13 protein-coding genes are annotated in these 16241 nt (G+C 63.5%); 11 read left to right on the forward strand and 2 right to left on the reverse strand.

The genetic code is table 11. The features are described 5' to 3' along the window. Positions 1-21: 21 nt before the first annotated feature. The 11 genes from OUZ30_RS11710 to OUZ30_RS11760 all read left to right on the forward strand — a co-directional run bounded on the left by OUZ30_RS11710 (position 22) and on the right by OUZ30_RS11760 (position 11966). Complete coding sequence (locus tag OUZ30_RS11710) at positions 22-1152, forward strand: glycosyltransferase family 2 protein (RefSeq protein WP_266182494.1); 1131 nt, start codon at positions 22-24, stop codon at positions 1150-1152. A gap of 20 nt (positions 1153-1172) precedes the next feature. Next, on the forward strand, positions 1173-2255 hold the full coding sequence (locus OUZ30_RS11715; protein WP_266182495.1) for a polysaccharide deacetylase family protein: 1083 nt from the start codon (positions 1173-1175) through the stop codon (positions 2253-2255). Then, positions 2243-3508 carry an O-antigen ligase family protein gene (locus OUZ30_RS11720; RefSeq protein WP_266182496.1) on the forward strand — a complete coding sequence of 422 codons (1266 nt, stop codon included), beginning with the start codon at positions 2243-2245 and terminating at the stop codon, positions 3506-3508. The genes OUZ30_RS11715 and OUZ30_RS11720 overlap by 13 nt, the downstream gene beginning before the upstream one ends. 76 nt (positions 3509-3584) lie before the next feature. Continuing rightward, the gene (locus tag OUZ30_RS11725) at positions 3585-4943 is read left to right on the forward strand and encodes a phenylacetate--CoA ligase family protein (protein WP_266182497.1); all 1359 of its coding nucleotides are present in this window, start codon (positions 3585-3587) and stop codon (positions 4941-4943) included. Next, positions 4940-6049 carry a glycosyltransferase gene (locus OUZ30_RS11730; RefSeq protein WP_266182498.1) on the forward strand — a complete coding sequence of 370 codons (1110 nt, stop codon included), beginning with the start codon at positions 4940-4942 and terminating at the stop codon, positions 6047-6049. The genes OUZ30_RS11725 and OUZ30_RS11730 overlap by 4 nt, the downstream gene beginning before the upstream one ends. A gap of 3 nt (positions 6050-6052) precedes the next feature. Further along, positions 6053-7231 carry a glycosyltransferase family 4 protein gene (locus tag OUZ30_RS11735; protein ID WP_266182499.1) on the forward strand — a complete coding sequence of 393 codons (1179 nt, stop codon included), beginning with the start codon at positions 6053-6055 and terminating at the stop codon, positions 7229-7231. Then, a complete protein-coding gene (locus OUZ30_RS11740; RefSeq protein ID WP_266182500.1) occupies positions 7228-7869 on the forward strand; it encodes a polysaccharide deacetylase family protein in 642 nt (213 codons plus the stop codon). The genes OUZ30_RS11735 and OUZ30_RS11740 overlap by 4 nt, the downstream gene beginning before the upstream one ends. Continuing rightward, positions 7866-9044: a glycosyltransferase family 4 protein gene (locus OUZ30_RS11745; RefSeq protein WP_266182501.1), complete on the forward strand. Its 1179-nt coding sequence runs from the start codon at positions 7866-7868 to the stop codon at positions 9042-9044. Before OUZ30_RS11740 ends, OUZ30_RS11745 begins: the two co-directional genes overlap by 4 nt. Then, positions 9041-10273: a hypothetical protein gene (locus tag OUZ30_RS11750; protein WP_266182502.1), complete on the forward strand. Its 1233-nt coding sequence runs from the start codon at positions 9041-9043 to the stop codon at positions 10271-10273. Before OUZ30_RS11745 ends, OUZ30_RS11750 begins: the two co-directional genes overlap by 4 nt. A 2-nt stretch (positions 10274-10275) precedes the next feature. Further along, positions 10276-11220 (forward strand): class I SAM-dependent methyltransferase, encoded by a 945-nt coding sequence (locus OUZ30_RS11755; RefSeq protein WP_266182503.1) that lies wholly within the window; start codon positions 10276-10278, stop codon positions 11218-11220. Beyond that, a complete protein-coding gene (locus OUZ30_RS11760) occupies positions 11217-11966 on the forward strand; it encodes a glycosyltransferase family 2 protein (protein ID WP_266182504.1) in 750 nt (249 codons plus the stop codon). Before OUZ30_RS11755 ends, OUZ30_RS11760 begins: the two co-directional genes overlap by 4 nt. A 949-nt stretch (positions 11967-12915) precedes the next feature. Here the strand turns inward: OUZ30_RS11760 and OUZ30_RS11765 are convergent. Both OUZ30_RS11765 and OUZ30_RS11770 read right to left on the reverse strand, forming a co-directional pair. Continuing rightward, the gene (locus OUZ30_RS11765; protein ID WP_266182505.1) at positions 12916-14454 is read right to left on the reverse strand and encodes an oligosaccharide flippase family protein; all 1539 of its coding nucleotides are present in this window, start codon (positions 14452-14454) and stop codon (positions 12916-12918) included. 52 nt (positions 14455-14506) lie between these two features. Continuing rightward, positions 14507-16240, reverse strand: coding sequence for a hypothetical protein (locus tag OUZ30_RS11770; RefSeq protein WP_266182506.1), 1734 nt, complete (start codon positions 16238-16240; stop codon positions 14507-14509). Position 16241 lies beyond the last annotated feature (1 nt).

The raw sequence follows: 16241 nt of genomic DNA on the forward strand, positions 1-16241 counted from the left end.
TTCGGTTCGGGGGAGACCGATATGAGCTCGCTGGCTTACGCCGCGTTTCTCGCTTCTGGCTGGCTGTTGGCCTATGTCTTCATAGGCTATCCCATGGGAATCCTGTTGCTCGCTCGCCTGAGCCCGCGGCGGGTGGACAAGCAGCCGGTGACACCATCGGTCAGCGTGATCATCGTGGTTCAAAATGGCGCGCCCTACATCCAGTCCAAACTCGCCAACCTCGACACGCTCAATTACCCGCAAGATCTGCTGGAGATCATCGTCGTATGCGACGGTTGCCGAGATGGCACCGCCGCCTTGGCGCGCCAGTCTGGTGATCCGCGTGTGCGCGTGATGGACTATGTGCCACGGCGCGGCAAGGCCGTCTGCCTCAATAGTGCCGTCGCGCGCGCGCGCGGCGACGTGCTGATGCTTACCGAAGTACGACAGAAACTGGCGCCTATCGCCTTGCGCGAACTCGTCGCCAACCTCGCCGACCCCCGGGTAGGTGTCGTTGGCGGAGAATTGCTGCCGGCCAATAATGAAACCGCCTTCGCCGAAGGCATCGATGCCTACTGGCGCTACGAAAAAAAGATACGGCTCGCCGAAAGCCAGTCGGGCTCGACCATCGGTGTCAGCAACGCGCTCTACGCCATTCGGCGCGAGCTCTACGAGCCCCTGCCGCCCGGCACGATGCTTGACGACCTGCTGGTTCCGATGCGCGTGATTGCGCGCGGCCGGCGCGTGATTTTCGAACCCCGGGCGCTGGCCTGGGACCGGCAGGTGCAACACCCAGAAGAAGATCGAGAGCGCCGTATCCACAATTTCGTTGGCCATTGCCAGCTCGTTCGCCTCGCTCCATGGCTGCTTTCGCCGAAGGAAAACCCGGTCTGGCTGCGCTTTTTCAGCCACAAGCTTTTGCGCCTGGCGACGCCCTGGCTGCTGCTGACCGTCGCCTTGATGTCCGCCTTGCTGGTCCGCCGACACATGGCATGCGCCGTCACGCTGGCCTTGCTGCTTGCAGGCGCCTGCCTGGTGGCCGCCGGTCGCTTACAGCCCACCTTGACACGCTGGTTGCCGGTGAGACTTGCGGTGACGTTCTTCTATCTGAATCTCTTTTCCGCGCAGGCGATGGTGGCCTTCGCCCGCAATCGGGGACCGCTCCCATGGTGACGCAGGCGCAAGACCGCGGCATGGCTGTCGGATTGCGTGGGCAACTGGGCGAGCTGTGCTACAGCAGCGGACTGTTGCATTCGCTGCAACGCGTTCGCTCATGGCTGCAAAAGGACCTGCGCATCCTGGCCTACCACCGCATCATGCCGTTGCCCGATCCGACGGCGTACGAGTTCGATCTGGAACTGATCAGCGCGCCACCGGAACGTTTCCGCGAGCAAATGCAATTGCTGAAGAAGCGCTATAACCCGATGCGACTGACGGATGTTGCCGCCGCGCTGAATGACGGCAAATCGCTGCCGGCCGATACGGTCGTCGTTACTTTCGACGATGGCTACGACGACAATTACCGCATCGCGTTTCCGATTTTGCGTGAACTCGGCGTGCCTGCCACGTTTTTCGTATCCACCGGACATATCGACAGCGGCCGACCCTACGCCTACGACTGGCTGGTGCACATGATCCTGGTTACCGCTGCGCGACAGATCGTGCTGCCGGAGCTGGGCCTGGATGCGGCGCTGCCATCTGATCGCCAAGGGCGTCGCGCCATCGCCACCGACGTGCTGTGCCGGATGAAGGAACTTGGCGCGCTCGAACAAGCGGCGATGATCCAGCGGCTTGAGCGGGAGTGGCGGATGCCCTCCGACGCGGCGCCTACCGATTGTCGTCCCATGTCCTGGGGCCAGATTCGCGAAATGCACGCGGCCGGATTCGAAATTGGCTCGCATGGCGTCCATCACTGGATGTTGTCCAAGCTCCCGCAAGCGGCTCTGGAAAGCGAAGTGCTTGATTCAAAGGCAGCCCTGGAACGCGAACTCGGGGCCATGCCACTGCTGATGTCCTATCCCGTCGGAAGTATGCGGGCCTTTGACAAACGTGTGATCGACATTACCCGCGACGCCGGGTTCCAATTGGCGTGCAGCTATATGAGCGGGACCAATCCCGAGCCCGCGTCCAATCGTTACGCGCTCAATCGCCTGGCCATCGAACGCAACATGGGCAAAGGTTGGTTCGCCTCCATGCTCACCATGCCCCATCTGATGAGCTACCCCACGCCGACCTATCAGACCAGGAACGGCGAGGAACCGATATGTTCCCACTGATCCTGCTCTACGTTGTACTGACCATCGTCAGGCCGCAGGACTATATGCCGGCGCTGGTCGGCGTACCCGTGCTTTCGGTGGTACTGGTGCTGGCCTTTGCCAGCTGGCTGGCGTCCAGCGCCAAGACCTTTGCGGCACCGCAGTTCGTGATACTGCCGATCTTCCTGGTCGTGCTGATGATTTCAACGGCGGTCAACGGCTGGTTTGGCGGCGCGCTCGACCAGCTGCAGAAATTCGGTCCCGTGGTGATCGCCTTCTTCGTGTTTGCCACCGCCTGCACCCAACCCCGCCGCCTGATGATTTCCATGGCCGTGATCGTGCTGTGCTCTGCCCTGCTGGCCATGCACGGTATCGAGCAGGCCAGGACCGGCATCGGCTGGACGGGCATGCCGATCGGCGAGGACGGCCGCATCCAGTACGTGGGTATCTTCAACGATCCCAACGATCTCGGCCTGCTGTTCGCCGCGGCGCTGCCCATGTCGGTCCTGCTAAGCCGCCATGGCGGCTTCATCGGACGTCTGTTCTGGCTGGGCACCAGCGCCTTGCTGTTGTACGGGGTGTACCTGACCAATTCGCGCGGTGCTCTGCTGGCTGTACTGATGGTGGCCGGCGTGTATGTCTGGCGGCGCCGCGGCGCGGTGATCGCCGGCATGCTCGGTGCCGCCGGATTGGCGGGCATGAAGCTGCTGTCCTCGCGCATGCAGGAACTCGATGCTGGCGAAGAGTCCGCCAGCGGTCGCGTGGATGCCTGGTATACCGGCATGCACCTGTTCACCTCGCATCCCATCTTCGGCGTGGGCGCGGGCAACTTCACCGAATACAACGATCTGACCGCGCACAATTCGTTCGTACTGGTGCTGGCCGAAACCGGCTTTGTCGGCTACGCCCTGTGGCTGGCCTTCGTCTGCTACAGCTTCTGGATGATGCTGTCGCTGCTGCGCTACGCCCCGGCCGATGGGGACGACCCCATCCAGCCCACCCAGCTACAGCGTGAGCGGGCCGTCGCGCTCACCCTGCTGCTCTCGCTGTGCGGACTGTTCACCGCTGCGTTCTTTCTCAGCCGCAGCTATACGGTGGTGATGTACCTGATCATCGCCATGGTCACCGGCCACTACGTAGGCGCTCGCCAGCGCCTGCCCGGCTTGCGCGGATTCACGCTGGGCAAGGATTGGTGGCGCTGGGTACCGGCGGCCATGGGCAGCATCGTGGGTCTGTTCCTGCTGGTCGCCATCCTGTTGAGGACATCCGGATGAATGCCATTCATGCGATGCAACGGAATCGCGCACGCGCGGCCCTCAGGATCGCCAGTGTTCCTGGGGGGGCAACGCGATGAGCAGCTGGTACGAGCAAGCATTCCGCCATGTGTTGTATCCGGCTTATGAAACCGGACTGCGCCGTCGCGGCACGCTGGCCTGGCTCGACGCCTACGAGCGCGACCAGTGGCTGGCGCCGGAACAAGTGGCCGCACTGCAGTTCGAACGGCTCAAGCGCCTGCTGGATCACTGCTATCGCGAGGTGCCTTATTACCGCACCCGCTGGCGCGCACTCGACATCGATCCGGGCGATATTCGCAGCCTCGACGATGTCGCCCGACTACCCACCCTTACCAAGGCGGACATTCGCGAGCATGCCGACGAGCTGGTGGCGGAGAGCTGGCGCGGGCGTCTGCTTTACAAGGCCACCGGTGGCTCCACCGGCGAACCGCTGCGTTTTGGCTATACGCGCGAGAGCAACGAACGCCGCGTGGCGGTGATGTGGCGCGGCTACGCCTGGGCGGGCTCGCGCATGGGCAAACGCACGCTGTACCTGTGGGGCGGCGCGGTCGGTGAACCCAGTCGCGCCCACCAGCTCAAGGATCGCCTGTACAACGCGGCGTTCGGGCGACGCATGCTCAACAGCTTCCATATGACGGAAGCGAACATGGCCTCGTACGCCGACGCCATCGACAGCTACCGACCTGACATCGTCGTGGGCTATGTGGGCCCGCTTATGCGCATGGCGCAGTGGTTGCTGGAAACCGGGCGCACCCCGCATCGGGCCCAGGCCGTGATCGGTGGTGCCGAGGCACTGCACGAGTTTCAGCGCCAGACCATCGAGCAGGCGTTCGGCTGCCCGGTATTCAACACCTATGGCTGTCGCGAATTCATGCTGATCGCCGCGGAGTGCGATCAGCACAAGGGCCTGCACGTCAATGTCGATCATCTCCTGCTGGAACTGCTCGACGCGAATGGCGTGCCGTCTGCCTCCGGTCGCGGCGAAGTGGCGATCACCGACCTGTTCAATTACGGCATGCCGTTCGTCCGCTATGTCAATGGCGACATGGCGACGGCCTCGGCTGACCGCTGTGCCTGCGGACGCGGACTGCCGCTGCTGGACCGCGTCGATGGCCGCGTGCTCGATGCGATTCGCACGGCGGACGGCCGCTATCTTCCCGGCGAATTCTTCCCTCATATGCTGAAGGACGTACCGGGCATCGCGCGCTTCCAGCTGGTGCAACGCCAGCTCGAACGACTGGACCTGTCCATCGTGCGCGACGCGGATTTTAACGATGACTCGCTGATCACCATCCGCCGGGAGGTAAGAAAAGTCCTGGGCGAAAGCATCGAGCTCGACTGCCATTTCGTCGACGACATCCCCTTGACCCGGAGCGGCAAGACACGGGTGACGGTGTCGGAGCTGCCGCCGTGAACATTACCCATGTGGTCGAGAACCTCAATCGCGGCGGCCTGGAACGCATGGTGCTGGAGCTGGTGAAGATCCAGCATCGGCACGGCCACCGCTGCCAGGTGGTATGCCTGTTCGAACCCGGGTCGCAGGCGCATGAACTCGACGCCCTGGGTATTCCGGTCACCGGCTGTCACAAGCGACAAGGTCTGGACCTACGCGCGCTGGCACGGGCGCGACGCGTGATCCGGCGGCACGATACCGAAGTACTGCACACGCATAACGCGGTAGCCCACTATCAGGCCGTGCTGGCCAGTTGTGGGCTGGGTGTCCGTCGCGTCGTCAACACCCGGCACGGCATGAGCATCAATCAGCGCACGGGACGCCGCGAATGGCTTTATCGGCGCTCGCTCGCGCATACGGACACCGTTGTCACCGTGTGCGAAGCCGCCCGTCGCGACGCGGTGGCGCGTGGCATCGTGCCCAAGCTCAAGGCCATCGTGGTGCCCAACGGCATCCCGGTCGACACGTTTGCGCAGGCCTCGGCGGACATGCGCAAGCGCTTGCTGGAAGCGCTGGGGCTGCCACCGCACAGCAGGCTGATCGGCAATGTGGGTCGACTCAACTGGGCCAAGGATCAGGTAGGCCTGATCCAGGCCTTCCGCCGCATCCACGTACAGCGTCCGGATACCGCCCTGGTGTTGATTGGCGACGGCGAACTGCGTGCACAGCTCGAGCAATGCGCCAAGGAAGAAGGCGTATGCCAAAGCGTGCATTTCCTCGGCGACCGCAACGATGTGCATGAGCTGCTACAGGGGCTGGACCTGTTCGTACTCTCGTCCCGCAGCGAAGGCTACTCGATGGCCTTACTCGAGGCCTGCGCGGTCGCGCTGCCGATCGTGGCTACCGACGTGGGCGGCAACGGTGAAATCGTGCATGACCGACGCACCGGGCGCCTCGTCCCCGCGGGTAACCCTGGCGCCTTGGCCGACGCCATGCTCGCCTTGCTGCAAGAGCCGCAGCAAGCCACCGCCTGCGGCCGCGCCGCGCGGGCGTGGGTGGAACAAAACGGCTCATTGGAAGCCATGGCCGGGCGCTACGCGCGGCTGTACCTCGAGCCGGGGGACTGAGCCATGCGATTGCGCGTACTGGTCCTCACCAACCTGTTTCCCACGCCCTGGGACCCCCTGCGCGGCGCGTTCAACCGCCAGCAGTTCGAGCGCCTTGCGCAATATCACGATGTCGATGTGCTGACGGCGGTGGATTTTCGCGAGCGTCTCGCGGGCATGAAGGGCGAGGTGAAGGTCAACGGTCTGCGCACCGATCATTTCACGTTCGTCTATCCACCACGCATAGGACGTACCCTGCACGCGCTGTGCTGGCTTCTATCGCTGCTGATCCAGCGTGGCCGCCAGCTGCGCTCGGCCAACTACGATTGTCTGCTGGTGAGCTGGGCCTACCCGGATGCCGTCGCCGTCGGTTGGCTGGCACGGCGCCTGGGCATTCCCTATGTGGTCAAGGTGCACGGCAGCGATCTCAATGTGCAGGCCGAACATGCCCTGCGCCGCCCGCAGATTCGCTCTGCCCTGCGCCACGCCAACGCGGTGATCGCCGTCAGCCAGGCGCTCGCCACCAAGGCCATCGCCCTCGATGCCGATGCGGCGCATGTACACGTGCTCTACAACGGGGTCGACCCGCACCTGTTCGCGCCCGGCTCGCGCAGTCAGGCGCGCGCGCAGCTCAATCTTTCGCCGGACGCGCCGCTGGTGCTGTACGTAGGCAACCTCAAGCCGGCGAAGGGTTGCCTCGATCTGCTTGAGGCGTTTCCGGCGTTGCTGGCCGCACGTCCCCAGGCACAGCTGGTCTACGTGGGTGCCGGCCCTTGCCAGACGACTTTGCTCGAACGTGCCAGCGCCCTGGGCTGCGCCGACCGTGTCTTTCTTGCCGGCCCTGTCCCGCACGGTGCCCTGCCCCATTGGTTCCGCGCTGCCGACCTGCTGTGCCTGCCCAGCCACAATGAAGGCGTGCCGAACGTCGTGCTGGAAGCGATGTCTTGCGGCATACCCGTCGTCGCCACGCACGTGGGCGGCATCCCGGAGGTGCTGCCAAGCCAGGCCGGTCTGCTCGTACCAGCACACGAGTGCGATGCTTTGTCTCGAGCCTTGATCGAGGCCGCTGGCACACGCTGGGACCGCGAAGCCATCGTCAGGCAAGCCGCCGCTTTTCGCTGGGACGACAACGTGAGCCGGCTGGCCGGCATCCTGCGCGATGTTGTCGCCGCATCTCCTTCGCCATTGAGGGCTACCGCATGAACCTCAAACCAAAGCGACAGGAACTGCTCCGCCTTTTGCCGGATGCCCTGGTGCAGACGCATGCATCAAGCTATGGCGGCGCCCGCTACCTGACCTTCGACGATGGTCCAGAGCCCGACTACACGCCCCGCCTGCTCGATCTCCTGGCCGAGCATCGCGTACATGCCAGTTTCTTCATGATTGGCCAGAAGATCGAGCAGTACCCTGAGCTGGTGGAACGCATGGTGGCCGAGGGTCATATGATCGGTAACCACTCTTATACCCACCGACTGTTCAAGTCCTTGCCACTGCTCGATCAGCTCGAGGAGTTCCAGCGCACCGACGAACTATTGCGAAGCTTTGACGCGCGCCCGCGGCATCGTGTGCGCACGCCACAGGGCTACCTGGACACGCGCCTGTTGCTCCATTGCGCCCGCCACGGGCGCAGCATCGTCTATTGGTCCTACGACAGCCTGGACTACCAGAAGCCGACGCACGATGTCCTCGTCGCGAGACTGCGCGCTCAACCTCCCCTCCCCGGCGACATCGTGCTGATGCACGATGACAGCCATCGGGCCGTCGATGCGCTGCGCTCCCTGCTGCCTGAGTGGCTGAGCGAAGGCCACACGTTCCGCGCCCTGTCGGGGGACGCTCCATGAGGATCCTCTATCATCACCGCACCCGCGGGCGCCACGTGGAAGGCGTGCATATACGCGGTATCGTGCATGCGTTGCGCGGCATGGGGCACGAGGTCAACGTGCTCTCGTTCCCGGGAGCCGATCCCGAGCATGAGCACGAGACGCGCCCGCAACAGGCCAAGCCTACCCGCGGATGGCTGGCTCGAATCGTTACGCGCATGCCCGGCGTGCTGTTCGAGTTCCTTGAACTTGCCTACAACCTGGTCACTGTGGTGCGCATGCATGGCGCCTTCCGCCGGCTGCGACCCGAGCTGATCTACGAACGCTATTCGTTGTTCCTGTTCGCTACCGTCTGGATGGCGCGTCGCCGTGGTATCCCCCTGGTGTTGGAGATCAACGACTCCGCCTTGGTACAACGTGTACGTCCGCTTTACCTGAAGACGCTGGCGCGGCGCATCGAAGGCTGGTGCCTGCGCAACTGCGCCGGGCTGGTATTCATATCCAGCTACTTCCGCGACCAGGCACACCAGGCCTATGGCGAACTGGCTCCCTCGGTCGTCTCACCCAATGCCGCCGACCTGTCGCGCTTCGACCCCAGCCGCTTTGACCGCACGCGACTTCGCGCTGACCGCGGCTTGCGCGATCGCATCGTCTGCGGCCACGTCGGCGCGTTTGCCCAATGGCACGGCGTGCAGCATTTTGTCGAGAACATCGCCGCTCGCTTGAACGAGGCACCGGATCTCGCCCTCGTGCTGGTAGGTGACGGCCTGATGCTGCCGACCATCCGCGAGATGATCGCCGCGAGGGGACTGTCAGACCGCGTGCTCACGCCAGGTCGCGTGCCGCATGAAGATATCGCCAGCTGGATCGCCTGCATGGACTACGCCGTGCTCCCCGATTCCAATCACTACGGCTCGCCCATGAAACTGTTCGAGCTGATGGCGATGGGTGTGGCCGTGGTGGCTCCGGACTACGACCCCGTTGCGGAAGTCATCAGCGACGGCCATACCGGCTGGCTGTTTCCACGGGGCGAGACCGAGCGTTGCGTCGAGCGCGTGCTCGAACTCACGGCCCGCACGGACGAATGCCATCGCGTGGGCGCCGCGGCGCGGGACTACATCGTCCGCGAACGCCAATGGCGCAACAACGCCGAGCAATTGCTGACCCTGCTGCCGAGCGGAGGCGCGCCGGCATGATCGCCATCGTGCTCCTGCTCGTCATCCTGCTGTTGGCGGCGGCGGTCCTGGTCAAGGGCGTTCGCGCCCGCCATATGCAGATCTGGCTGGGCAACTATCTCCGTCGTCGCCCGCCTGCCCCGGCCAGCGGCCCCGTGCACGTGATGTTCTGCTTCGTCGACCATTTCGAACCCGCCTGGGGGCGGGCCGATCTGGAAACCCAGCGCGCACGCGTCGATCGCTGGTGCAAGGACTACCGCGAACTCGCCTCTGCCCACCGGGATGCGGATGGGCGGCCACCCCAGCACTCCTTCTTTTACCCCGAAGAGGAGTACCTGGAAGAGCATCTGAACAAGATCGCCGCGCTATGCGCGGAAGGCTATGGGGAAATCGAGATCCATCTCCATCACGACAACGACAACGAAGACAACTTCCGCACCACCATTACGCGCTTCAACGAGCTCCTGCATACGCGCCATGGCGCGCTACCGCGTGATCCACGCACCGGTGAACTGCGCTTCGGCTTCATCCACGGCAACTGGTGTCTGGACAACTCACGCCCCGATGGGCGCTGGTGTGGCCTCAACAACGAGCTGATGCTGCTGCGCGAGCTTGGCTGCTATGCGGATTTCACCTTGCCGTCGGCCCCCAGCGACACCCAGACGCGCACCATCAATGCGATCTATTACGCCACCGACGATCCACAGCGTCCCAAGTCGCACGATGTCGGCGTACCGGTGCAGGCCGGCGGAAAACCCACGGGTGACCTGATGATCGTGCAGGGTCCGCTGGGCCTGAACTGGCGGCGACGCCGTTTCGGCCTCGTGCCGCGCATCGAGAACGCCGACATCCGACGCTCCTGCCCACCCGATGCCGATCGCGTCGATGCGTGGGTTCGCACCGCCATCCAGGTCGAAGGCCAGCCCAACTGGATCTTTGTAAAGATCCACACCCACGGCACCCAGGAACGCGACATGGATACCCTGCTTGGCGAGCGGGCTCACGCCATGTACGAGCATCTGGAGCGGCGCTACAACGACGGCAACCAGCATGTGCTGCATTACGTGACGGCACGCGAGCTGTACAACATCGTCAAAGCCGCGGAGGCCGGCCATACCGGCGATCCATCGCGCTACCGCGACTACGAACTGCCACCTCCACCAGGGCTGGCAAACGCCCCTTGGCGGCGAAACGCGCAGCATCGACACGACGTCAAGGCCGCGGCCGGCTGGGCCGACCTGGAGGGATGATCATGCATTGGCGTGCCAAAGGTATGTTGCAGAAGGTGCTTGGCCACGTGCCGGGCGGTGAAGAGGCGCACTACGTGCTGCAGCGGCGCTTCGGTGGCTTGCGCGACTTCGGACGCGAGTTCGATGTGAAGATGGATGACTGGCGCTTGATGGCTGGCCATCTTGGTGAAGCCGGCAGGCCCATCGTAGGAGCGCGATTGTTTGAAATCGGCAGCGGCTGGTACCCCACGTTTCCGTTCGCCTGCTATCTCGGTGGTGCGCGCAGCGTGATCACGGTCGACCTCAACCGCCACCTCAAACCGGAGCTGGCGCGGTCTTGCGCGGTCCATCTCGGCCGCTATGCCGCCCTGATCGCGACGGCCTGCGGCATTGCCGAGGACGACGTGCGCCAACGTCAGGAGTCATTGGTTAAACGCCTGAGCGAAGGCGCCGATATCCATGCCGCGACCGACGCTGTTGTCACCTATGACGCACCCGCCGACGCCGCACAAACCCGTTTGGAGCCACGACAGGTCGACTGCGTCTTCTCCAATAGCGTGCTGGAGCATGTGCTGCCCGATGCTGTCGACGGCATCTTCCGCGAAGCCATGCGCATCCTGGCCCCGGGCGGCATCATGTTCCACTCGGTCAACTGCGGCGATCACTACGCCTATATCGACCATGAGATCAATCAGCTCAACTATCTGCAATATTCCGATGCCGAATGGCGGCGCTGGGATAACCCGTTTCTCTACCAGAACCGTCTACGCGCCTTCGAGTTCATCGATCGCGCGAAGGCCGCCGGCTTCGATATCACCATGAGCACCGAGACCGCGCGAGAAAATCGACTGAAAGAACTCGCCGCATTGCGAGTGCATTCGCAGTTCGCACATATTCCACCTGAGCGACTCTGCGTTACCTCGATCGACTTCATCGCACGCAAACACGATACGGAAATGGCGGGATGACACCGGACCTGGTCAGCGTGATCATGCCCGCGTACAACGCGGAGCGGACGCTGCGCGCATCGGTGCTATCCGTGCGCGAACAGACCTATCCCTCCTTGGAGCTGATCATCGTCGATGATGGTTCGCGGGATGGCACCACCGGGCTCATCTGTGAACTGGCACGCGCCGACCATCGCCTGCGCGTGCTTTATCAGCCCTCCAACAACGGCGTGGCCGCCGCGCGCAATGCCGGCATCGACGCTGCCCAAGGGAGCTACGTCGCGTTCCTGGACAGTGACGATCGTTGGCATCCGCACAAGCTTGAGCTACAGATCGGCCACATGCGCCGCACCGGCGCGCTGGTGAGCTATACCGCGTACGATCGCGTCACCGAGGGCGGCCACGTGCTGTCGCGCGTGCGTCCACCTTCGGTGGTGACCCATGACGACATGCTGCGCAGCAACCATATCGGCAACCTCACCGGCGTCTACCACCGCAGCCTCGGTGACACGCGTTTCCTTGCCGTAGGGCATGAGGACTATGTGTTCTGGCTCGACCTGGTACGTCGGGCGGGCGGCGCCAGTTGCGTACCATATGCCGATGCGTTGGCGTGGTACCTGGTCCATGGCGGATCGCTGTCCTCGGACAAGCTGCGCGCTGCGCGGTGGCAGTGGCATATCTATCGGGATATCGAGCGCCTGGGCTGGCTGGCGGCATCGCACTACATGTGTCATTACGCCTGGCAGGCGGTTCGTAAGCGCCGTTGAGCGCTCACGCTCTCGCTCATGCTCTCGCTCCTTCTCCCCTTCGGGGAGAAGGCTGGGATGAGGGGCGGGTGCTCGCGATCACGCGACAACTGAGCGATATCGCCAGCTTGCCGCTTACGCAGCGGGCGTTTCGATCGCCTGCCGGCGCTCGAGTCACTTTTCTTTTGCTGGCCCAAAAGAAAAGTAACCCAAAGAAAATGGCCTGACAGGCTCGCAGCCATACGATGGCTACAAGCCTTGCAGGCATCCACAAGCCGGATGCGTGGCGTGTTACCTCAGGGGGTGCGGCTACACCGCGAGGCGCCGTGGCGCTGAGGGAATGGCAGCATGGCGTGGCATACGAGCGCCGGAGGCCACTGCAAGCCGGATCGGCTACGTGCTACCTCGTGGCGTGCGGCTATACCGCGAAGCGCCGGGACGCAGAGGGCTTAAGGCTCGCGCGTACGCCTGCCTAAGCTGTCCTGGTGTCGGCAGAGCGTGCTTGCTGGGGGGCTTTAAGTCCTCAGTACAACGCCGCCCCGCGGTGTAGCCACGGTCCCTCGGCAGCGCGTCAGCTAGCCGGTTGCCTCGGGCTGCCAAGTTTGTATGTCGCGGCACGCTGCGCCCCCTCTACGCCACGGCGCACCGCGGGGTAGCCGAAATCCGCGAGGTGGCACGCTACGTCTCCGGCTTGCCGCAGCCTCCATGGCTGGTATCCCTCATCACGCTAAGAGCCTGTCAGGCCATTTCTTTGGGTTACTTTTCTTTGGGCCAGCAAAGAAAAGTGACTCGAGCGCCGGCAGGCGATCGAAACGCCCGCTGCGTAAGCGGCACCCTGGCCACATCGCTCGGTTGTAGCGTGATCCCAAGCCCCGCCCCTCATCCCAACCTTCCCCCCAAAGGGAAGAAGGAGCCAGCAGTCGCGGTGACTCCGTTTCCCCGCAGACGAGCCAAAACAAAACCACACTCCTCAAGCCGTCACCCTGACCCTCAACAGCTGCAGCCCACGCATGAACATCCGCCCCGGCAGCCCCAGCCGGCCCGCGATCGTCCCGAGCAAGGCATAGTCCTCTTCCGTCCAGTAGCGCACCAGCACGCCGGCCGGCGCATAGAGACAGATAAACGCGATGCCCGCAGGAACAAAAGCGAACCTACCCGGCACCAGCTCCAACACCAGCATTGCTACGGCGGTCGCTAGCGCACCTACGGCGAGCAGGCGCAGCATGGGTGACCAGGGAATGCCTTCGCTGGTGACACGACGCAGGTAATAGACCGCCAGGATCAGCTCGGAGATCCGCGTGCCGCTGTAGGCAAGTACGGCGCCAGCCAGACCGAACCGTGGTATCAGCACGATGCCCAGCACAATGTTGACGATCAGGGCGCCGCCGGAGAGGCGGATACGATCATCCTGGCGATCGACGACCGCCTGGAAGGCCACGATGCCATTGACAAACAACAGCGCGCCCGCCAGCACCAGGATCGTGATGATGCTTGGAATGGCCTCGGTGTATTTGTGGCCGTACATCAAGGTCACCAGGCCCGACGTCGTGACCAGGCCGAGGCCGGCAATGGCGAGTCCTGCGGCCCAGTAGAAGCGGGTCGCCTCGGACAGGAAGCGAGCCGCGTATTCCTGGCCTTTCTGCCCGAACGCCTTCGCCATGTAGGGCAGCAAGGTGGCCGTGAGCCCCACCGAGAACAGCTCCACCGCTCCCCGTGTCAAGGTCGAGGCAATGGCGAAAAAGCCCACGGCCGTTGTGGTGGAGAACGTGTTGAGCATGAACATCTCAATGGTGCCGCCCTTGATCGACGTGAGCATCACCAACGTTGCCGTAAGCCAAAGATGGCGTCGCAGTCGCACGCTCATCTCTGCCGGAATCGGGCCCGGCACGATGGGGAGGCAATAACGGCGATAAGCGATGCGATTGATCAGGTTGAGCGACAGCGACGAGACCGCGTAAATGGCGATGAAGGCGAGCAGATCTGCATGCACCACCGTTGCCGCAATCACCAGGGCGACGGTCAATACGCCGCTCAAAACGGTGGCAATGGCCTCGGGTTCGAAATGCTCCTGTCCTTTGGAAATCGCCACGCGCATGGCGTAGTTCGCCCGGGCGGATACCGCCACGATGGACAACACGATCATCGGCCCAAGGAAGACCCGCCATTCCACCGGCTTGACGATAAAGCTGATCAGCGCGAACGCGACCAGGACCAGGCAAAGGCTGACATGCTGTACGCGGTTCAGGCCGGAGGCGACATGCGAGGCGATGTCTTCCCTACCCGCGCCGTCGGCCTCGGCGATGAATTTCATCGACGAGGTGGTCAGCGCATGGTTGCTACAGATGATCAGCCAGCGACACAACCACACCGTGAACGCATAGCGACCGAAGTCCGCGGGTCCCAACGCGCGGGCCACCCACACGCTGATGAGCAGGCCTAGTCCGTATTCGATATAGGCTGATACCGATACGATGGCGACACTGCGCAGGACGGCTAGGCGCTGGTTCATGAATAGTCCATCCGCGCGGCTTTGGCTGTGTGGCGATACGGCGTCATCGGGTTCACTGGCCAACAGGGTGGGTGGCAAGCGCGGCAGCACCGCTGCCCGCCGGTTGATGGATCATCCATTGCACGACACCGCTGCCGCGATTGTTCCAGTTGAAGCGACGTGCCGTATCGCTGCGCTCCGCGCAATCGACGTTATAGGACGAAGTCAGCGCTTCCAGCCTGCGTTTGAGCGCAGCACTCTGCACAGGGTCGGTCTCGAAGTAATACGCCGCTGCCACGGGCAAGCCCAATTCCACGTTGTGGGCATCGCTGTACCAGCCGTCGGAATCCTCGATATCGGAGAGCGCCTTGGTGCTGGCCTGTGCCGAGGACCAGTACCAGGCAATGAGACCATCCGGCCCAGAGCATGGGTTGCGCCAATCGTGCGAGCCCGACATCAGCTTGCGATCGATCCAGCCATACTTCTCCATGTAGCGCCCGAAACCCGTAATCATCTCGGGGATGCGCTTGTCGCCGGTCACCAGCCATGCATGCCAGAGCGCATCAATGATGTTCTCAGTCATCCATGGCGATGCGCCACGCACATCGGTGGCCTGGTTATAGCTGTCGTTTTCATGCAGCTGCCAGCTATTGCGCCAGGAGCCGTCGTTACCCAGATGATCCGGATTGTCGCGCTGATGATCGTAGAGCCAGCCGATGCGTTGCTTGATCATGGCCAGCTCGTGCGGATTGCCGCTCAGCTCGTAGGCACTCACCGTTGCCAGCAGACCCAGCCCCACCAGGCGTTCAGTGAAATACTCCGACGGGTGGGTGTAGGGACCGGGCTCGCCACTCCAACCGCCATTGGCCCACAAGGTCACCATCTTGTTGACGGTGTCTGCATCGTGGGTCGTGTCATTGCCGGTCAAAGCGAGCGCCAGCAGGATCGGCTCGACATACACGTACTTCGCGTCGCAAGGCTTTCCGCCCAAGGCCCAGCCACCACCACACGACGGTCCCATCGGCAATCCGTCGCGCTTGATGTGCTTCATGTAGAAGCGGTAGCTGGTATCGGCGGCCTGGAGATAATCGAATCGGCCCGTGCGAATGTAAGCCTTGAACAACGTAGAAGGCCGATCGAACAACCACGCCGTCGGATCGTCCACCGGCATTTTCTGGGCCCACTGGAACTGGCGGGCCACGTACTTCGCATACGCCTCGTTCGGGCCCGCCGGGATCTGCGGTCCTGCGATCAACGACGCCGTCAGCCATTCCGGCGTCAGCGTGCCAAGGGCCATGGGAACCCTCAGGCCCTGCTCGCCATCGACCAGCCCCGTATCGTAAGGCCAACCCGCGATCTCCTCTTGCCGCGGCTTGCCGATGGCGAAGTAATAGGCCTCCTTGTCGGTGGCCAGCGGTGCGCGGAATTGCATGCGAACCGCGCGAATGCTGCCGTCCTTGAAATGCCAACGCAGCGTGACTTTAGCCACGGAGGCGACCTCATTGCCCTTCTCGTCAAGGATACGTAGCAAGCTCGGATCGGTGAGCGTGCCGGGCGGAAACGGAATGCCCAGCGATACCAGCACCGGCGATCCGCTGCCGGCATTGCGGTGAAGCACGATCTTCTGCTCGGCCACGATGTCCGACGGCGTCGACGCCGCCTTGCCGCTGCGCTTGGCCGCGGCCGTCGCCTGTGGCGCCATGCCGCGCGGGGCGGCACTGAGCGAGTGTGCGGCCAGCAGATAGGCGCTCACCATCACCAGCAACAGCAGCGACATCACGGCGCGAACAAGACGTAGCCGCGACATG

Source organism: Dyella humicola (assembly GCF_026283945.1).
GTDB classification, from domain to species: Bacteria; Pseudomonadota; Gammaproteobacteria; order Xanthomonadales; family Rhodanobacteraceae; genus Dyella; species Dyella humicola.